The organism is Pseudomonas guariconensis (assembly GCF_040822035.1).
Classification (GTDB): domain Bacteria; phylum Pseudomonadota; class Gammaproteobacteria; order Pseudomonadales; family Pseudomonadaceae; genus Aquipseudomonas; species Aquipseudomonas guariconensis.
The window spans coordinates 3,153,560-3,173,290 of record NZ_CP162012.1 but is presented as its reverse complement, the minus strand read 5'-3'; the positions used below and the strand labels follow the sequence as shown (position 1 = coordinate 3,173,290).

The window sequence follows — 19,731 nt, the reverse complement described above, 5'->3', positions numbered from 1 at the left end:
TAGGCAGGCCCTGCTGGCCTATGCCGCTGTGCGGGGTCATATACCTACAAGGAATGCCCTGCATGATCGAGCCCAAGGCTTTTGCCCGAAACTGGGTGGAGCAACAGCACAAGACCCTGTCCGACTGGCATCAGGTGATTTGGCATTTCGCCGAGCCGGCGTTTCGTGAATATAAATCCTGCGCTTGGTACGTCGAACTGCTGCGCCAGGAAGGGTTCGAGGTGGAGCAGGGCAGTGGCGGGATGCCTACGGCATTCTGCGCGACCTTTCGCACTGGCGACGGCCCGGTGCTGGCGACCTACGCTGAGTACGATGCGGTGCCGGGCAACAACCAGGCGGCGACCACACGGCGTCAGCCGCGCGAAGGGCTTTCGCGTTTCGCCCCGGGCCATACCGACCCCCATTCGGCGCTGGGCATCAGTGCCCTGGGCGGGCTGCTCGCGGCCAAGGCTGCCATGCTCGAATACGGCATCCAAGGCACGCTGAAGTTCTTCGGCGAGCCTGCGGAAAAACTGCGCGCCTCCAAGCCTGTGCATGCGGCCAAGGGTTACTACGACGACCTGGACGCGGCCATCAGCTTCCATCCCACGTACATGTTGCCGCTGAACAACACCACCACCTGGGACACCCACTGCGGCATCGCCTACGCTTATATCTACACCTTCACCTGCCAGGCGCCGCAGGACTGGATCGCCTCGGACAAGTACAGTCCCATCCCTCAGAACCACCTAGCCGCGCGGGCTCCCGGGGCGAACGACGCCTTGGTGCACTTCTATACGCTGAACGAAAGCATGCGTCGATCCACACTGCCGTTCACCGGGCTGTGGAGTTTCAACGAGGCGATCCTCACCGCAGGCCAGGCCACGGCCGACAACCTGCCGCCGCACATTGCCCAGATCCAGTACCTGTCCCGTTGCGACTCGATCGAACAGGCAGAAACCATCTCCCAGGTGATGGACAACAACGCAGCCGCCGCAGCCCTGGCCACCGGCTGCCGATGGAAAAAGACCTGGGTGTGCAAGTCCCGTGGTGGGCTGCCCAACCATGTGCTGGCGCAAGCCACCTACGACAACCTGCAAGTCGTCGGTGCCCCCACCTGGGGCGACGAGGCCATCGCCATCGCCCAGCAGATCCAGGACAACCTGGGGCTCGAGCCCATGCCCCGTCCGTTCCTGCCCGACACCGAGGCCTTGATCGACCCGCAGGCATGCGAGCGTCTGCTGCGCGAGCAGATGCCAGCCTGGCAGAAGCACCTGACCTCCGACGATTACCCCGAGTACACCTGGCATTGCCCGACGGTGCGCCTGCTGGTGGCCCGCCCCATGCTCTCGGCGCCCCCCGGCTTCACCTACCCGGACTGGGTGTCCAACGCTCTGGGCGGTATCCGCCAGACCATCGACCCGATGATCCAGGTGGCGGCCAAGACCATCGGCGCCACGTTGGTCGAGCTGTTCACACGCCCCGACCTGCTGGCCGCCGCCCGCGACGAATTCATCGAGCGTACCGGTGGCGGGATCGGTGGGACCCGCTGGCAAGCCCCGTTGCTGTCGCGCGACTTCAAGGTCCCTCACGACTTCCGTTGGCCCGAATACATCCGCACCGCACGCGGCGAAGAGTGGTGGATTCCGACACGGGACGACGAGTAGCCGACCGGCGATGGCGCCTGTGGCGGCGTTTGAACCACTTGGCTTTTTTCTTGGACTGGCGCTGACCACAGCCGCCATAGAAAGGTATTACCTGCAATGAGTGCTATGACCGACTACCGCTCCAGCCATGTTCCCGGCCCGCGTGGCGCCGCCGACCTGGTATTTCTCAATGGCCGTATCTACACCGTCAATGAAGCTGAGCCCTGGGCTCAAGCCGTGGCCATTCGAAATGGCAGCTTTGTCGCGGTGGGGGCAAACGACGACGTTGCCGAGTTCATCGGCCCTCGCACGCAGGTGGTAGATCTGGATGGCCGTTTCGTCATGCCCGGCATCTACGACATGCACACCCACCCGGACCTGAAGCTCGCCCCAGGTTATTCCGGCTACCTGGAGGTCGGTGTCAGCGACCCCACCCCGGAGCAGGTGCGTCAGGCCATCCTCGACTATGCCGCCGAGCACCCGGGCGATGGCTGGGTGTATGGACAGTATTTCGTGCGCTACACCTTCAAGCAGGCCGGCCTGGTGCCGTCGCGTCAATGGCTGGACAGTGTGCTGCCGGATCGTCCGGTGGCGATCCTCGATCGCTCCTGGGGCTGCATGATGGTCAACTCCCGAGCGCTGGAGATCGCTGGTATCGACGCTGACACCGTCGACCCTCGGCACGGCTACATCGAGCGCGACAGCGTCACCGGTGAACCGACCGGTATCCTGGTCGACGGCGCCTATGCACTGATTCACGCCGCCATGCCGCCCACCCCGCAGCATGCCTTGAAGCGCGCCTACCGCGAAGGCGTGTGGTTCCAGAGTGGCCATGGCGTGGTCGGCACCAAGTACGTGCATGTGTGCGAGCACCGCCTCAATGCCCTCAAGGCCATTGACCAGGCCGGTGAGTTGTCGGTACGTGTAGAGGCCGCGATCAGCTGGCAGGACGATATCTTCCCGGTCAAACGCCGCTGGGAACTATTGGCTGGCGAGCGCCACTTCTATCGCAGCGCGCGGCTCAACGCCAACGCGGTCAAGTTCCACTTCGACGGCACCCATGAATCCCGCTCGTCCTACCTGTCCACTGCGTGGCCTGGCGAGGAGCGTTGGCGCGGTCACTTGAATCTGACGCCTGAGCACATCACTGACATGGTGGTGGACATGGACCGGCGCGGGATCCGCGTCATTGCCCACTGCACCGGTGACGGGGCGTCCGATCTGTTCCTCGACGCCGTGGCCACTGCACGTCGCAAGAACGGTCCCGATGGCGTGCGTCACCAGTGTGCCCACAGCACCACATTGTTGGACGGCAACCTCCCGCGTTTTGCCGCGCTCAACGTCACGGCGGAGTTCTCGCCAGTGGGGTGGTTCCCGTCGTCGTTCGCCAACGCCCGGGCGGTGTTCGGCGAGGACCGAATGCAGCGGGCCTATAACTTCAAGGGCGTGTTCGACCATGGCGGCGTCGCGGTGATGGGCACCGACTGGCCGGTTTCGAGTATCAACCCGTGGATCGGTTTCGAGGCCATGATTACCCGGCAAAACCCGTTCGGCGAGGAGCAGGGCAGCTTCTATGGCGCGCCCATCACCTTGGAGCAGGCGATCCGCGTGATGACCATCAACGGCGCCTGGTGCATGGGGATCGAGGACAAGGCCGGGTCGATCGAGACGGGCAAGTCCGCTGACCTGATCGTGCTCGATCGCAACCTGTTCGAGGTCGAGCCCAAGGGCAACATCCACAACACCCAAGTGCAGATCACCGTGCTCGAAGGTGAGATCACTTGGGATCGCAACGGCGAGTTCGATGCCAGTGCCCATGCCGCCACCTGGCGCCGCGAACTCCCCAATTTCTAAAGGCGGAGCGTTTTCCATGAACACGCAGTCTCCCATTCCGGTCACGCTGGTGTCGGGCTTTCTCGGCTCCGGAAAAACCACCTTGCTCAACAAGATCCTCAGCAGTGATCACGGCTTGCGCATGGCGGTGATGGTCAATGACTTCGGTGCGATCAACATCGACAGCGACTTGATCGTCAGCCAGACCCAGACCACGGTCAGTCTGGCCAATGGCTGCATCTGCTGCACGGTCGAAAGCGATCTGATCGAGCAACTGGGCCGCTTGCTGAGCGACCGGCAGAACCGCCCGGAGTACATCCTGATCGAGGCGAGCGGGGTGTCGAGTCCAGGCAAGATCGCCCGCACGCTCAAATACCCGCAGTTTCGCGAGGTGCTGGCGATCGACAGCATCATCACCGTGGTGGACACCGAACAGTTCGAGCAGCTCGAAGGCGAAATGGCGCAACTGGCCATGGATCAGCTAGATGTGGCGGACATCATCGTGCTGAACAAGCTGGATCGGGTCGAGCGCAGCCAGATCGAGGCGCTCAAGCGCCGTTGGCTGTATCCCCAGGCGCGGATCCTTGAGTGCCAGTATGGTGACGTTCCGCTGGAGCTGATCCTGGGGATAGGGCAGGGCAACCCGCTGGCGCCCTTTACCCAGGTGAAGCCGGCTTCAGTGCTCAGCCTGGACCGACAGGAGGCCGATCATGGGCGCGTGTTCGAGTCCTGGAGTTTTGCCAGCGACCGACCGATGGGGCTCGATACCCTGCGCTCGACCTTGGCCCAGCTGCCGACGTCGATCTACCGGGCCAAGGGCACCGTGCACATTGCCGAGGTGCCGGGCACACGCTTCATCATGCACCTGGTCGGCAGCCGCTGCGAAATCTTGCCCGACCGCGACTGGGGCGAAGACACACCGCACACCCAATTGGTGTGCATTGGCAAGCGAGGCACCCTGACCCGCCAGGCGCTCGAGGTGAGCTTCCAGGCCTGTACGGTCTAGGTAGAATCGCCAGTAGCGCGTCAGGGCACATGACGCGCTTCATTCACCTCAAGGGCAATTCCAACTCCGTCGTTCGTGCCTCTTCTGGCGCAGTTGCCGTGCTTTCACGGCACCTGCGCCATCTTCTGCCCCGACAGGTTCTTTGCGCAGCAAGCGCACAAGTCTAGGAAATTCTACCTCCTACCCCTTGGTGACCGCTCTGGCTTGAGCGGTTTCGGCCTTTTATGTCATTTCACGACTTGATTGGTTTCTGGCGACCTCGGCGGCTTGGGGGAATCGCCTTTCCAGGCGCTTTTGGTATACCGGCGAATGGTGAGCAGATATCAACAATGGGCCAAATTTAATTCGATTGTGGTTGCCCTGCATCTCCTGAAAAATGCCTCGGCGGTCGAGTAAAAATAACAGGAGAAGACCCAATGACCAGTTGTGCTCAGGCGCTCGTCAAACTGCTTGAAGGTTATGGTGTGGACACCGTGTTCGGTATTCCGGGCGTGCACACTGTTGAGTTGTATCGCGGATTGGACGGTAGCCACCTTCGCCATGTCAGCCCCCGCCACGAGCAGGGTGCCGGTTTCATGGCCGATGGATATGCCCGAGCCAGCGGCAAACCGGGCGTGTGCTTCATCATCACAGGCCCCGGCATGACCAACATTCTCACCGCCATGGGCCAGGCCTACGCCGATTCGGTGCCGATGCTGGTGATTTCCACCACCAGCCGGCGCGAGCATCAGCGCCTGGGTCACGGTTACCTGCATGAACTGCCCGACCAGCGGGCGATGATCGCGGGGGTATGTGCCTTCAGCCATACCCTGCAGCGCCCCCAGGAGCTGCCCGAGGTGATTGCCCGGGCTTTCGCCCTGTTCGGTTGCGCCCGCCCGCGTCCGGTTCATATTGAAATCCCTCTGGATGTTCTCGAGATGCCGGCCGACGGCCTGGACCTGCGACAGCGCGCCCTGCCTTTGGCCAATGCGCCTGCCGCCTCGGCCATCGAGCAAGCGGCGGCCTTGCTGGGCAACGCCCGACGCCCGCTGATCCTTGCCGGCGGCGGTGCGCGTGGGGCCAGTGACGCCCTGCGGACCCTGGCCGAGCGCCTTCAGGCCCCCGTCGCCTTGACCACCAATGCACGCGGGCTCTTGCCACCGACCCATCCTTTGCTGCTGGACGGTGTCCAGTCCAGCGCCCATGGCCGTGCGCTCTTTGCCCAGGCTGACGTGGTGCTGGCAGTGGGGACTGAGTTGGGTGAAACGGACTACGACTTCTTCGGCCTGGGGCCTCTGGCCCTGGCTGTGCCGGTCATTCGCCTGGACATCGACCCGATGCAGATCCTGGGCGTACAGCGCGCGGCCGTTGGCCTGCTCGGCGATGCACGGCTTGGGCTGCAGGGCCTGAATGCGGCCTTGCCCAGCACAAGCCCCGACAGCGACTGGGCATCGGTGAACGTGCCGCAGGTCAATGCCGCCGAGCGAGCTGGTTGGACCGGCAAGCAGCAGGCGATGCAAGCGGTGCTGGATACGCTGCGAGACAGCCTGCCTTCGCCCATCCTGGTCGGTGACTCGACGCAACCGGTGTACCAGGGTGCCCTGGGCTATCGTGCCCCCGCGCCTTGTACCTGGTTCAACGCTGGTACTGGTTATGGAACGCTGGGGTATGGCTTACCCGCCGCCATCGGTGCCAAGGTGGCCTTGCCCGAACGCGCGGTGGTGGCCCTGGTGGGCGATGGCGGTATGCAGTTCTCTAGCGCTGAGCTCATTGCGGCCCGGGAGCATGGCATCGGGGTCATCCTGGTCCTATGGAACAACCAGTGCTACGGCGAGATTCGCGACTACATGACCGCGCGTGAGATCCCGCACTTGGGCGTGGACATCCTGACGCCAGACTTCGCCGCCTTCGCGCGCTCCTGCCATGTCCAGCATCACACCGCCAGCAGCCTGGCCGGATTGCGTGATCTGTTGCAAGGCCTGGACACTCACACGCCGCACTTCATCGAACTGAAGGCCTCGGACTTCCTGCCCACCTGAGCGCCCTGCGTGACCCCGCCGCGTCACGCGGCGGCCGCTACTCGGTTGGGTTGATCAACAACAATGGGACATCCAAGAATGATCCACGAAAAAGGGCTGCCAAGCCTGCAGTCCACCCCCGTCGTCGCCATCGATGACCTGCACAAGAGCTATGGCGATCACCATGTCCTGAAAGGGATCTCCCTGCGCGCCCATGAGGGGGACGTGGTGTCCCTGATCGGCTCCAGCGGTTCAGGCAAAAGCACGCTGCTGCGTTGCATCAACCTGTTGGAGATCCCCAATGCCGGCACGCTTCGGGTGAACGGCGAAGAGGTCAAGTTCAAGCAAGGACGCAGTGGCGTGCAGGAAATTGCCGACCTGCGCCAGGTCGAGCGGCTTCGCGCGACCCTGAGCATGGTCTTCCAGAACTTCAACCTGTGGCCCCATCGCACGGTCCTGGAAAACGTGATCGAAGCACCGGTCCATGTGCTGGGCGAAAAGCGCCAGGATGCGATCGAGCATGCCGAGCAACTGCTGGAGAAGGTCGGGCTTGCGCACAAGCGCCATGACTACCCATCGTTCCTGTCCGGTGGCCAGCAACAGCGGGTTGCCATCGCCCGCGCGCTGGCGGTGCGTCCGAAGGTGATGCTGTTCGACGAGCCCACCTCGGCGCTGGACCCGGAACTGGTCGGCGAGGTCCTGAAGGTGATCCGCGGCATCGCCGAGGAAGGGCGCACGATGATTCTCGTGACCCACGAGATGGCCTTCGCCCGGGACGTCTCCAGCCAGGTCGTCTACCTGCATCAAGGCCAGATCGAGGAGCAGGGCCCGCCCCAGCAGGTGATGCTGAACCCGAACAGTGAGCGCTGCCGCCAGTTCGTGATGGCTCAACACAATCGCTGACAATAAGAACATTTCATCTGCCGGGGGCGCGCTGTCCCCTGTATGTCCGCTGCCAAAACCAAACAATAGTTGCAAAAGGACTGTTCAATGAAAAAGACCCTCGTTGCTTTCGTGCACACCTTCATCCTGGCTGGCGCGATCAATGTCGCCCATGCCGACGACAAAGTGGTATTCGCGATCGCCCAGGAGCCCTATCCGCCGTTTTCCTATAAAGACAGCAGTGGCGTCTGGAGCGGTTTCGAGCCTGAGCTGATCACTGAAGTGTGCAAACGCATGCAGGCCGACTGCTCACTCAAGGAACTGGCCTGGGACGGCTTGATCCCGGCGCTGCGCTCCAAGCAGGTCGACGTCATCATGAACTCGATGTCCATCACCCCTGAGCGCGAGCAGGTTGTCGACTTCACCGAGCCCTACATCGAGACCCCGGCCTTGTGGGTCGGCGATGCGGCCCTGGAACTGACGCCCACCCCTGAAGGGCTTGAGGGCAAGACCATCGGCGTCCAGGGTTCGACCAGCCACTCGGCCTACGTGAAGCAGTACTTCGGCAAGACCTCGACCATCCGTTACTACAACGACCAGGACGATCTGCTGGCTGACCTGCGCAGTGGCCGGATCGACATCATGCTCGCCGACAAGATCTCGGTGGAGCCGATGCTGGCATTGCCGGACAACTCGATGCTCGCAAGCAAGGGTGTCGCCCCGGCCGATCCGCTGTTCGGCAAGGGCATCGGCGCGGCGGTGCGCAAGGGTGACGATGCCCTGCGCGAGAAGCTGAACAAGGCACTGAAGGCCGTGCGCGAAGATGGCACCTACGACGCTATCGGTGCGCGCTACTTCAAGACCACTGTTTCAGCCTCCCAATGAGACCGGCTGGACCGGACGCGGGTGATCGGGTGCTTGTATGACCATTTCTGATATCTCCAATCTGCTGTTCGCCAAAGGCTGGGTGCAGACCTTGGCCGAAGGCGCGGTCAAAACCCTGGGTATTTCCCTGGGTGCCTTCGCGCTGGGGCTGTGCATCGGGCTGCTGGTCGCCCTGGCCAAGCTCAGGGGGCCGCGCTGGTTGGTCGCCTGCGCCAACTGCTACACCACGCTGTACCGTGCGGTACCGGAGCTGCTGTTGATTCTGCTGCTGTACTACGCCGGCACCGATCTGCTGAACCTGGCGATGGCCGCCATGGGACGGCCTAGCGTCGAGGTTAACGGCTTCATGGCGGCGGTCGTGGTGCTCGGGATCGTCCAGGGCGCCTATTCGGGTGAGGTGATTCGCGGGGCGATCGAGGCGATTCCGCCGGGGCTCATCGAGGCTGGCAGGGCCTACGGCATGCCACGGCTGAAACTGCTGAGCCGCGTCATCCTGCCGTGCATGTTGCCCTTCGCCATCGCCGGCCTGTCCAACCTCTGGCTGGTGCTGGTCAAGGACAGCGCTCTCATCAGCGTGGTGGGCTACAGCGAGCTGTTGACCGCCGGGCGACAGGCTGCCGCCACGACCAAACACTACCTGCTGTTCTACCTGGCGGTCGCGGCGTTCTATTACGTCATCACCTTGATCTCCAGCATGGTGTTCCGCAAGTTCGAGTCCAGCTTCGAGCGCTGGATGCCCAGGAACGTATAAGGGGACGATCATGGATATGTCATGGCTGAATAATTTTTCCAGTGAACTGGTACGTGGCGCCGGGCTGACCGTGCAGTTGCTGCTGTTCTCGGCAGGCTTTGGTTTCCTGTTGGCTATCGCGGTGGCGTTGGGACGCTTGTCGAACAACATCGTGCTGTCCAACTCCGCCAGGTTTTTCAGCAGCGTGATCCGCGGTACACCGCTGCTGGTGCAGATCTACATCCTCTATTACGGAGTGGGCAGTGTCCTGGCCGGATTCCCGCTGATTCGGGGCGGGGTGTTATGGCCTTACCTGCGTGAAGGGTTCTGGTATGTCGCGCTGGCCCTGACCTTGAGCGTCGGCGCCTATGTGGGCGAAGTGCTGCGCAGTGGTTTGCGCGCGGTACCCAAGGGCGAGCTGGAAGCGGCGCGGGCCTATGGCATGCGTCGTGGTCAGATCCTGCGCCGGGTCTGGTTGCCGCGGGCCTTGCAGATGGTGCGGCCGACCCTGGCGGGGGAGAGCGTCATGCTGCTGAAGTCGACGGCACTGGCCTCAACCGTTGCGGTCACCGACCTGCTGGGCGCCGCCAACATCGTGCGCTCGCAGACCCTGCGGGTCTACGAGCCGCTGCTGCTGGTGGCAATCACCTACATTGTCTTGGCCCTGCTCATCGAAAAGAGCTTCAAGCTGATGGGCAACACCGCCTCGCAGCGTCGAGTCCACTGACTAACGTAATGGCGTGGGTTCGTACGCCAGTTAAGGAATGAGCAATGAAGTATTCATCTTTGGTTCAACGCATCAGCGGCGAGAGCGTGGCCGCCTGGGACATCCACTATGCCGCCTGCCAAGCGCAAGAGCGGGGCGAGAACGCGATCATCCTGAGCATTGGCGATCCGGACTTCGCGACGGACGATGCGATCTGCGAGGCCGCGATCAAGGCCCTCAAGGAAGGCGACACCCACTACACGCCGGTGGTGGGCCGGGCCAAGCTGCGCGAAGCCATCGCAGCCAAGCAACGCAAACTGCTGGGCATGCCGGTGGCCGCCGAGAACATTGCCCTGGTGGCCGGTGCGCAGAACGGCCTGTATGCCGCGGCCATGTGTCTGTTCGAAGGCGGTGACGACGTGCTGGTGCCCGAGCCGATGTACCTGACCTACGCGGCCAGCGTACAAGCCAGCGGCGCGCGCCTGGTGTGCATCGAGCAGCCCGCCGCCAAAGACTTTCGCCTGACCGCCGAAGCGCTCGAGGCGGCGCTTACCCCCAACACCCGGGGCATTGCCTTGGCCACGCCGAACAACCCGACCGGCAACGTCTATACCCGCGAGGAGCTGGAGGCCGTGGCCGAGGTGGCTCGCCGACACGACCTGTGGGTGATCTCCGATGAGGTCTATTGCCAGCTGACCTACGGCGCACCGCACATCAGCATTGCCAGCATGGACGGCATGGCCGAGCGCACGGTGGTGCTCAACAGCCTGTCGAAATCCCACGCCATGACCGGCTGGCGGGTGGGTTGGATCGTCGCCCCGCAGGACCTGATCCAGCATTTGGACAACCTGCTGCTGTGCATGCTGTACGGCCTGCCGGGGTTCGTCCAGGAGGCGGCGCTCAAGGCCATCGAACTGGACGATGAAATCGTCGCCTCGGCCCGCGAGGTTTATACCCGTCGGCGCGACCTGATCGCCCGCGAGTTGGACGGGGTCCCGCTGATCAAGGGCAAAGTGCCTGAGGCCGGCATGTTCATGCTGCTGGACATCCGTGCAACGGGCCTGTCAGGCGTCGAATTCGCCTGGGCGCTGTTCCGCGAAACCGGGGTCTCGGTGCTCGATGCGCAAGCCTTCGGTGCCAGCTGCGCGGGTTTCGTGCGGGTGTCGTTCACCGTCGCCGACAAGGACTTGCTGGACGCCTGCCAGCGGATCCGCCAGTTCATCGAGAAGCTGCAGGTCGCCCGCTGAGCCTCACCTTCGTTCGAGGTGCTTGAAGACCCAGTGCTCGCAAGAGGCTGGGTCTTCACTTTCATGTCGCTACGTCATGGTGCGCTGCAGGCAGTGCAGGGCCATTGACGCTCGTGGAGTCAATACGATGTTCCATCCTGAATGTTCATCCGAGGTCGTCGCGGGTGTGCTGGTCGGCAATCAATGGCTGGCGGGCGGACCTACGCTCGAAGTCTTCAACCCCAGCACCGAGGACCGTCTGGCCACGGTCAGTACCGGGGACAGTCAAACCGTGGATCTGGCCGTGCAAAGTGCCGCGCAGGCCTTTGCGGCATGGTCGAGCAGTGCGGGCGCGTTGCGTGGCGAGCTGCTCGCAAGGATCGCCGAAGGCGTGCGGCAGAACAGACAGCACCTGATGACGCTGCAATCGCGCAACAACGGCAAGCCGCTGGCTGAGGCCGGGCTCGATGTGGATGACGTGATCGCTACCTTCGAGTACTACGCCGACCTGGCCCGGGACCTTGATGCCACGCAGGACCGCGGCGTGGCCCTGCCCAGCAGCGATTTCGCCGCTCGCCTGCGGCGTGAGCCCTGTGGCGTGGTGGCGCTCATCGTGCCCTGGAACTTTCCCATGGTCACCACCGCCTGGAAACTGGCACCGGCCCTGGCGGCAGGGTGCACGGTGGTGCTCAAGCCTTCCGAGGTCACGCCGTTGCCGGAGCTTGCGCTGGTGCGGATCATGCTCGACGCCGGCCTGCCGCCCGGCGTGCTGAACGTGGTATGCGGCACGGGCATCGCAGTCGGCGCGCCGTTGTCGAGCCATCCGCAAGTGGCGAAGATCTCCTTCACCGGCAGCAATGCAGTGGGCGTCCAGGTGATGCAGCGGGCGGCCGAGACGGTGAAGGGCGTGAGCCTGGAGCTTGGCGGCAAGTCCTCGCTCATCGTGCTGGAGGATGCCGATCTTGAACTGGCTGTGGAGCTGGCCTGCGCCGGCGGATTCTACAATGCGGGTCAGATGTGTTCGGCCACCAGCCGGGTGCTGGTCGCCGAGCAATTGGCCGACGCCTTCGTGGAGAAGGTGAAGTCGCGCGCCCAGGCGATCTGCGTGGGCGACCCCTTTGACGAAGGTGTGCAGCTTGGCCCGCTGGTCAACCGGGCGCAGTATGACCGGGTGATGACTCACATTGCCCGTGGGCTGACCGCTGGTGCTCGACTCGAATGCGGCGGTCGGCGGCCGGAAGGACTGGACCGCGGCTTCTACATTGCGCCGACGGTCTTCACCGAGGTCGCCCTGGATAGCAGCGTGTGGAACGAAGAGATCTTCGGTCCGGTGATCTGCATTCGCCGATTCAGCTCGCCAGCAGAAGCCATCGCGCTCGCCAATCAAAGCGATTTTGGTCTGGTGGCGACGGTGGTCAGCAGGAACCTTGATTCTGCCAACCACGTGGCCGACGCCCTGCAGGTAGGCATGGTGTGGATCAACGCGCCGCAGGTGATCTTCCCGCAGACGGCGTGGGGTGGGTACAAACAGAGCAGCATCGGGCGCGAACTCGGCCCCTGGGGGCTGGCCGCGTTCCAGGAACTCAAGCACGTGGTGCGGGCGGTCTGACCGCCACCCCGGACCCCCAGGTTCGGGGCGTCGTGCTCGCAGCCTGCATCGACGCTACACTTGCATCGTCGAGATAGGCGGGTACGACCGAACCGAGGGCGCCCATGCGCAAGCTTTATCGACCGATGCTCTTGTCACTGATGTGTTTCCTGCTTGCCCCGGCGGCTGCCGGGGCAGCGCCGCCGTGCAAGCACTTGGTGGCAACAGGCAATCCCGAGTACCCGCCTTACCTGTGGCGCGACCCGCAGAACCCGCAACGCCTGATCGGCGCCAATGCCGATCTGCTCCAGCGCCTTGGCAGCGAACTGGGGCTTGAGATCGACGTGGTCTATGGCGGGCCGTGGTCGCGTGCGCAGGAGCAGGTCAAGAGCGGGCGGATCGACTTGATTGCCGGCGCCTTTCGTACCGCATCGCGCGAAGTCACCATGGATTTCATACCCCCGCCGTTCCTGAACACGCCCAGCGTGGTCTGGGTGCGTCACGACGACCCGTTTTCCTACACAGGGTGGGCCGACCTGCAAGGGCGCAGCGGTGGCACCCTGGTCAACAACAGCTACGGCCAGCAATTTGACGACTACGCCAACGCTCACCTGAAACTCGAAGCGGTCCCCAGCGCGGACCAAGCGTTTCGCAAGCTGTTGTTCAAACGCAACGACTACGTCATCTACGAGCTTTACCCAGGACTGGCGCTGGCCCGCACTCTGGGCATCTCCCAGCAAGTGCAGGCGCTGGCGCCGCCTGTTTCCAGCGAAGGGCTGTACCTGACCCTCTCCCATCACTCGGCCTGCAACCAGCCCGAGCTACGGGCGCAACTGGCACAAAAACTCACCGACCTGCTCGACCGTGCCGTGCCCAGGCAACTGCTGGAGCAAAACCTCAAGCGCTGGCAGGACCAGCAGGCTCGGTCGGGTACGACGGGCAAGCCTTGATGGCGGCCTCACTTGAACCAGTTCAGCGATCGGGGTTCGCAGTTGAGCAGCACATGCTTGAGTTCGCTGAATTCCTCTAGCCCTGCCGCCGACAGCTCGCGGCCAATGCCGCTGGCCTTGAAGCCGCCCCAGGGCGCCTGGGGAAAGGCCACGTTGTAGTCGTTCACCCAAAGCGTCCCCACCCGTAGCCGCCGCGCCAGACGATGGGCCCGGCCTAGGTCTGCGGTCCACACGCCCGCCGCCAAGCCATAGGGCGTATCGTTGGCAAGCTGAACGGCATGGTTCTCGTCGGTGAAGCGCTCGACGGTGATCACCGGCCCGAAGATTTCCTCACGGGCGATGCCCATGTCGGCCTGGACCTCGGTGAGTAGGGTAGGGCGCAGCCAGAACCCCTTGCTCAAGTGCGCGTCCCTGGGGATATGGCCACCTGCGCTCAGGCGGGCGCCTTCGCCTTGCGCCGTCTGGACCAGTGCCAGCACACGGTCCCGATGCGCCGCCGAGATCAGCGGGCCCATGCGCGTACGGCTGTCGAAGCCATCGCCCAGGACGATGGCTTCGATGCGTTCGGCCAGGCGCTCGACGAAGCGGTCATGGATGCTCGCCTCCAGCAGCAGGCGCGACCCGGCCGAGCACACTTGCCCGGCATTGAAGAACACTGCGTTGAGCGCTTGGTCCAGCGCCACGTCCAGGTCGGCGTCGGCGAACACGATGTTCGGGTTCTTGCCGCCAAGTTCCAGGGCCAGGCGCTTGAAGTTGCCACTGGCGGCCTGCATGACCTTGGCGCCGGCATTGGCGCCACCGGTGAACGACAGCATGTCCACCCGCGCGCTGAGCGCCAGGCGATGGCCCACGGCGCCATCGCCGCAAACCAGGTTGAACACGCCGGGCGGCAGCGCGAGGGCGGCCAGCAGCGATGTCAGGTGCAAGGCGCTCAGCGGCGTCAGTTCGCTCGGTTTGAGAATCACCGTGTTCCCTGCGGCCAGGGCGGGCGCGAGTTTCCAGGCGGTCTGCAGCAGCGGGTAGTTCCACGGCACGATCAGTGCGCAGACGCCCACCGGCTCATGGCGCGTGACGCTGATGACATGGGCGGGCGCCTGGGGATGGGCGATGTCGGTGCGCGCTTCGAGCAGCCCCGCGTAGTAGCGGAAGGTGGCTACCACGCAGGCCAGGTCGGCCTCGCTTTCGCCGAGGGTCTTGCCAGTGTTGAGGGTTTCCAGGCGCGCCAGATGGGCGGCATCGGTTTCGATGGCCGCCGCGATGCGCAGCAGCACGGCGCTGCGCTCGTTCGGCGGCAGTTGGGGCCAGGGGCCGTGGTCGAAGGCGTGGCGGGCGGCGTCGATCGCGGCGTCGATATCGTCGGCGCTTGCCTCTGGCGCCAGGGCGAGCAGGGTTTCGTCGGCGGGGTTGATGATTTCCCGATAGCGCTTGCTGTGCGGTTCACGCCACTGTCCTGCAATGAAGAGCTGATGATGCGCCATGCTGCGTTTCCTCGTGTGCATTGGAAATGACCGCACCATAGCCAGGCCCCTGGGCGCGATCTTGACCGAATGCGACAGCCATTACCGCCCGTGCATTCGCGACAAGCCAGGTCGCATCGCGTCAAGTCCTCGGTTGTGTGCTCCCTAGACTCGGGGATGTGAATGCGTACCCGGGGGGTGCGCTCGAAGCCCGAGGAACTGCCATGCACAACCCATCCATCGCCGTGTTAGACGCCCATGCCCAGCTCCGCGTCGAGCTCGCTTGCGCGTTTCGCTGGACTGCCCGCCTGGGCATGCACGAGGCCATCGCCAACCATTTCAGCCTGGCCGTGTCCGAGGACGGAAGGCGCTTTCTGATCAACCCCTATGGGCGGCATTTTTCCAGGATGCGCGCCAGCGACCTGTTGCTGCTCGATGCCGATGATCCTTCGGCCCTGCAGCGCCCCGGGGCGCCGGACATCACCGCCTGGGCTTTGCACGGTGCCTTGCATCGCCAGCACCCGCACGCGCGCTGCATCCTGCATGTGCATTCCAAGTACGCCACGGCCTTGGCCTGCCTGGCCGATTCACGCCTGCCGCCGATCGAGCAGAACGCCATGCGCTTCTTCGAGCGCGTGGCCATCGACGAGGGTTTCGATGGCATGGGCCTGGGGGATGAAGCGGAGCGAGTGAGTCGTCAGCTGGGCGACAAGCCGATCCTGCTGATGGGCAACCACGGGGTACTGGTGGCGGCGCCCAGCGTGGCCCAGGCCTTCGACGATCTCTACTACTTCGAGCGCGCCTGCGAGCTCTACCTCACCGCCCTGGCCACCGGCCGCCCGCTGCGCATCGCCAGCGACGCCGTGGCGCGCAAGACGGCCCGGCAGTGGTTGGACTACCCGGACTTCGCCACCCGCCATTTTGCCGCGCTGCAGGAAATCCTCGATGAACAGGAGCCGGACTACCGCGCCTGAACGTCCCAACCCTTTGCCACGCCCACCCTCAACCGTTCTGGAGTCGCTCGCATGCCGAAGAAAACAGCCGTATCCGTGCTCGCCGCATCGCTGTTCGCCGCAGCCTTTGCCACCGCCCAGGCGGGGGAACCCGTCGCCTGCCAGACCGTGCATTTCGCCGAGGTCGGCTGGGCCGACATCGCTGCCACTACAGGCCTTGCCACCACCGTGCTGCAGGGCCTGGGCTACAAGACCAAGACGCAGATGCTGTCGATCCCGATGGCTTACCAAGCCATGGAGATGAAGACGATCGATGTCTATCTCGGCGCATGGATGCCCTCGATGGCGGCGATCTCTACGCCGTTTCTGGAAAAAGGCAGCGTCGAGCGGGTGCGCACCAATCTGACCGGCGCCAAGTACACCCTGGCGGTGCCGGACTATGCCTACGAGGCTGGGCTCAAGGATTTCAAGGACATCGCCCGGCTCAAGGACCAGTTGCAGGGGCGCATCTATGGCATCGAGGCGGGCAACGACGGCAACCAGATCATCCAAGGCCTGATCGACAAGGATCGCTACGGCCTCAAGGATTTTCGCCTGGTCGAGTCGAGCGAGGCCGGCATGCTGGTGGAGGTGCGCCGGGCCGTGCGCTCGAAAAAACCGATCGTGTTCCTGGGCTGGGAGCCGCACCCGATGAACACCCAGTTGTCGATGCGCTACCTCAGTGGCGGCGATGACGACTTCGGGCCCAACTATGGCGCTGCGGTGGTCGATACCCACACCCGCAAAGGCTTTGGCCAGGAGTGCCCGAACGTTGGGGCGCTGTTATCGCGGATGGAGTTCCAGCTTGGGATGGAGAGTCAGATCATGGGCGCGATTCTCAACGACAAGCGAAAGCCTGCGCTGGCATCGCGTGAATGGCTCAAGCGCAATCCGCAGGTGCTGGACAGCTGGTTGGCGGGGGTGACGACCTTCGATGGCCAGCCGGGCGTGTCGGCGGTGCGCCGTTACCTGGGGCTCTAGCGCAAGGCCCCCGGGGCCGCGTTGCGGCCCCAAAGGTTCGCATTGCGCTTAGATCGCCAACGGCTGCCGGTCATGCCCTAACGGTTGACGCATGACCGGCGCGTTCAAACTCTGCGAACGGTCATTGCTCGGCGCACAGCCAAACTTGGCGCGGTAGGCGCGGGAGAAGTGCTCCAACGAGCCGAACCCAGCGCTGGCGGCTACCTGGGCGACGCTCATGCGGGTCTGCTGCAACAGGTTGTGCGCACGCGCCAGGCGCAGGCTGAGGTAGTACTTCAATGGCGTCAGGCCGGTGTGCTGCATGAACTGGCGCTCCAGTTGCCGACGCGACAGCGCCACCCGCTCGGCGATAGCCTCGCAACTCAGCGGCTCTTCCAGGTGCTGCTCCATCAGCTCGATGGCCCGCCCCATCTTGCCCGCTTGGGCGTGCAGGCTGCGGCGATAACCCTCAGCCTGCTGGACCTGCGGCTCACGCACCTGCTCGATGAGCATGTGCATGGCCACCTCGCGCGCCAGATTGCCGCCGGCCAGGTGATCCAGCCAGTTGAGGACCATATCCAGCACGGCGGTGGCGCCCGCGCAGGTCAGACGCTTGCGCCCAAGCGAGTAGAGCTGCGCGCACGCCTGGACCTTGGGGTAGCTTTCCTGGAAGCCTTGCAGGTTGTCCCAGTGCACCGCCGCCGGATGGCCATCGAGCACGCCGGCGGCGGCGAGTAGCTCGGTGCCGGTCTCGATGCCGACCATGATTGCGCCGAATGCGGCCTGGCGCTTGATCCAGGCCTTCAGCGCCGGGTTGCGTGCATGGCGGTGCACGTCGAAGCTGGCAATCACCGCGCAGGCGTCGAACTCGGTGTGCTCGCCGATGCCTGCCTGGGCGCTGGCCAGCAGGCCGTTGCTGGCGGGCACGGGCTGGCCGTCCACCGAGAGCAGGGTCCACTGGAACAGGCTGCGTTGGGCCAGCCAGTTGGCGATCGAGAATGGCTCGATCAGCGAGGCCAGGCCGAAATTGGAAAACGACGGCAACAATAGGATGCCGATGCGCAGGGGAGGGCTGGCGGGGCCCTGCCATTGAAGGCCAAGGGTTTCGGATCGGTTCATGGTTGCACCAGGCTCGACAATGGGCGTCGGCTGCATGGGCCGGCGCCTCGTTCATAGAAAAGGCCCGCTGCGCCTATCCAAGCGCAGCGGGTCGGCTTTGGCAAGCGCGCTTCAGCGCTGGCATTGGCGCCAGTGCGGGTGAATCCACACCGGGGCATCGTTGGCCGGCAACGGGTCATGGCCGCGGATCAAGTCACTGGCCTTCTCGGCGATCATCACCGTGGGCGCGTTGGTGTTGCCACTGACGATCTGCGGCATGATCGAGGCGTCGACCACCCGTAAACCACGCAGGCCATGCACGCGCAACTGCGGGTCGACCACCGCCTCCGGATCGCCGGCCGGGCCCATCTTGCACGTGCCGCTGGCGTGGTAGCCGGTCTCGGTGACGCGCCGCGCCCAGGCGTCGAGCTGCGCATCGCTCACTTGGTCGGCACCGGGTACCAGCTCATCGCCCGCATAGGCACGCATCGCCGGTTGCGCGAGGATCTCGCGCACCAGTCGGGCACCGGCGCGCATGTCGGCCCGGTCGCGTTCGCTGGTGAGGTAGTTGAACAGGATGCGTGGCGCCTGGTGCGGGTCGGCGCTGGTCAGGCTGACACTGCCCAGGCTGGTGGGGCGCATTAGGTCGATGTGCACCTGGAACGCGTGCTCCGGCACCAGATCGACGCTGCCCGGTTGCACCGCCAGGGGCATGAAGGTCAGTTGCAGGTCGGGAAACTCAACGCCCGCCCGCGAACGGATGAAGGCGCCGGCCTCGAAATGATTGCTCGCCGCCAGGCCATCGTGGCTGGCGAACCAGCGCGCGCCGATCAGCCATTTGCCTGGCGCCCGCGTCCAGGGATAGATCGACACCGGCTGCTTGCAGCGGTACTGCACCACGGTGTCGGGATGATCGTTGAGCCGCTGGCCAACCCCTGGCAGATCCCGCACCACGGGAATGCCCAGGCGCTGCAGGTCCTCGGCAGGGCCGACGCCGGAGAGCATCAGCAGTTGGGGCGAGTTGATGGCGCCTGCGCTGAGCAGCACTTCGCGGCGCACGCGCACCTGGTGCACGGCACCGTCCATTTCCAATTCCACCCCGTAGGCCTGGTCGCCGTCGAACAGAATCCGGCGGCTCAGCGCCGAGTTGGCGACCGTGACGTTGCCGCCTTGGAGCGCTTCGGCCAAGTAGCCGCGAGCAGTGCTCCAACGTTTGCCGTCGCGGGTGGTGCGGTCGACCGGGCCGAAGCCTTCCTGGCGGTAGCCATTGAGGTCGCCGCTCGCGCCGTAGCCGGCTTGCTGTCCGGCTTCGATGAAGGCCTGGCACAGCGGTGACGACGTATCGCCTGGGGTGACGTGGAGCAGCCCGGCCCCGCCCCGGTAGCGGTCGGCGCCGTCCCGGTGGTTTTGCGCACGGATGAAGTACGGCAGCACCTCGCGGTAGCTCCAGCCCTCGCAGCCGTGCTCGGCCCAGCCGTCATAGTCGCGGGCATGGCCGCGGATGTAGACCATGCCGTTGATCGACGAGGAACCGCCCAAGGTGCGCCCGCGTGGCGTGCCGATACGCCGGCCGTCCAGGCCCGGCTCCGGTTCGCTGCTGTAGCGCCAGTTGAAACGCGTGCCGCCCACCACGATGCCCACGGCCGAGGGCATGTCGATGGTCCAGCTGGCGTCCGGCGGGCCGGACTCCAGCACCAGGATGCGCAGCGCCGGGTTCTCGCCCAGGCGCTTGGCCAGCACGCAGCCGGCCGAGCCTGCGCCGATGATCACGTAGTCGTATTCATGCCCGAGCATAA

At 64.5% G+C, this 19,731-nt stretch carries 15 protein-coding genes and 1 pseudogene; 13 read left to right on the top strand and 3 right to left on the bottom strand.

What is annotated here, in order from left to right:
* Positions 1-62 precede the first annotated feature (62 nt).
* The 11 genes and pseudogenes from AB1N67_RS14340 (at position 63) to AB1N67_RS14290 (ending at position 13,428) form a co-directional block, all read left to right on the top strand.
* Complete coding sequence (locus AB1N67_RS14340) at positions 63-1,646, top strand: peptidase M20 (RefSeq protein ID WP_102081475.1); 1,584 nt, start codon at positions 63-65, stop codon at positions 1,644-1,646.
* 96 nt (positions 1,647-1,742) lie between these two features.
* Positions 1,743-3,479 (top strand): amidohydrolase, encoded by a 1,737-nt coding sequence (locus tag AB1N67_RS14335; protein WP_102081476.1) that lies wholly within the window; start codon positions 1,743-1,745, stop codon positions 3,477-3,479.
* Positions 3,480-3,495: 16 nt separating this feature from the next.
* The gene (locus AB1N67_RS14330; protein WP_367863093.1) at positions 3,496-4,464 is read left to right on the top strand and encodes a GTP-binding protein; all 969 of its coding nucleotides are present in this window, start codon (positions 3,496-3,498) and stop codon (positions 4,462-4,464) included.
* A gap of 416 nt (positions 4,465-4,880) precedes the next feature.
* On the top strand, positions 4,881-6,482 hold the full coding sequence (locus tag AB1N67_RS14325) for a 5-guanidino-2-oxopentanoate decarboxylase (protein ID WP_367863092.1): 1,602 nt from the start codon (positions 4,881-4,883) through the stop codon (positions 6,480-6,482).
* Between the two features lie 120 nt (positions 6,483-6,602).
* Positions 6,603-7,364 (top strand): annotated as a pseudogene (locus AB1N67_RS14320) (ABC transporter ATP-binding protein); the annotation flags it as partial.
* Positions 7,365-7,451: 87 nt separating this feature from the next.
* Complete coding sequence (locus AB1N67_RS14315; protein WP_196168634.1) at positions 7,452-8,228, top strand: transporter substrate-binding domain-containing protein; 777 nt, start codon at positions 7,452-7,454, stop codon at positions 8,226-8,228.
* Between the two features lie 37 nt (positions 8,229-8,265).
* The gene (locus AB1N67_RS14310) at positions 8,266-8,979 is read left to right on the top strand and encodes an ABC transporter permease (protein WP_102081480.1); all 714 of its coding nucleotides are present in this window, start codon (positions 8,266-8,268) and stop codon (positions 8,977-8,979) included.
* Positions 8,980-8,989: 10 nt separating this feature from the next.
* Complete coding sequence (locus AB1N67_RS14305; RefSeq protein ID WP_102081481.1) at positions 8,990-9,685, top strand: ABC transporter permease; 696 nt, start codon at positions 8,990-8,992, stop codon at positions 9,683-9,685.
* A 44-nt stretch (positions 9,686-9,729) separates the two neighbouring features.
* Positions 9,730-10,911, top strand: a complete 1,182-nt coding sequence (locus tag AB1N67_RS14300; protein ID WP_102081482.1) for a pyridoxal phosphate-dependent aminotransferase — start codon at positions 9,730-9,732, stop codon at positions 10,909-10,911.
* A 127-nt stretch (positions 10,912-11,038) separates the two neighbouring features.
* Positions 11,039-12,499, top strand: coding sequence for an aldehyde dehydrogenase family protein (locus AB1N67_RS14295; protein ID WP_102081483.1), 1,461 nt, complete (start codon positions 11,039-11,041; stop codon positions 12,497-12,499).
* A 104-nt stretch (positions 12,500-12,603) separates the two neighbouring features.
* Positions 12,604-13,428, top strand: coding sequence for an ABC transporter substrate-binding protein (locus AB1N67_RS14290; protein ID WP_043208999.1), 825 nt, complete (start codon positions 12,604-12,606; stop codon positions 13,426-13,428).
* Positions 13,429-13,436: 8 nt separating this feature from the next.
* On the opposite strand, the gene AB1N67_RS14285 is transcribed toward AB1N67_RS14290, so the two are convergent.
* Positions 13,437-14,906, bottom strand: a complete 1,470-nt coding sequence (locus tag AB1N67_RS14285; RefSeq protein ID WP_090344638.1) for an aldehyde dehydrogenase family protein — start codon at positions 14,904-14,906, stop codon at positions 13,437-13,439.
* Positions 14,907-15,109: 203 nt separating this feature from the next.
* Here AB1N67_RS14285 and AB1N67_RS14280 point away from each other — a divergent pair, with 203 nt between their 5' ends.
* Together AB1N67_RS14280 and AB1N67_RS14275 are read left to right on the top strand one after the other, a co-directional pair.
* Entirely contained in the window at positions 15,110-15,859 is a 750-nt protein-coding gene (locus AB1N67_RS14280) for a class II aldolase and adducin N-terminal domain-containing protein (RefSeq protein WP_090344640.1), read from the top strand.
* Between the two features lie 51 nt (positions 15,860-15,910).
* Positions 15,911-16,858, top strand: a complete 948-nt coding sequence (locus AB1N67_RS14275; RefSeq protein ID WP_090344642.1) for a choline ABC transporter substrate-binding protein — start codon at positions 15,911-15,913, stop codon at positions 16,856-16,858.
* A 48-nt stretch (positions 16,859-16,906) separates the two neighbouring features.
* Here the strand turns inward: AB1N67_RS14275 and AB1N67_RS14270 are convergent, their stop codons facing one another.
* Together AB1N67_RS14270 and AB1N67_RS14265 are read right to left on the bottom strand one after the other, a co-directional pair.
* The gene (locus tag AB1N67_RS14270; RefSeq protein ID WP_052352424.1) at positions 16,907-17,956 is read right to left on the bottom strand and encodes a GlxA family transcriptional regulator; all 1,050 of its coding nucleotides are present in this window, start codon (positions 17,954-17,956) and stop codon (positions 16,907-16,909) included.
* A 111-nt stretch (positions 17,957-18,067) separates the two neighbouring features.
* The gene (locus AB1N67_RS14265; RefSeq protein ID WP_367863091.1) at positions 18,068-19,729 is read right to left on the bottom strand and encodes a choline dehydrogenase; all 1,662 of its coding nucleotides are present in this window, start codon (positions 19,727-19,729) and stop codon (positions 18,068-18,070) included.
* Positions 19,730-19,731 lie beyond the last annotated feature (2 nt).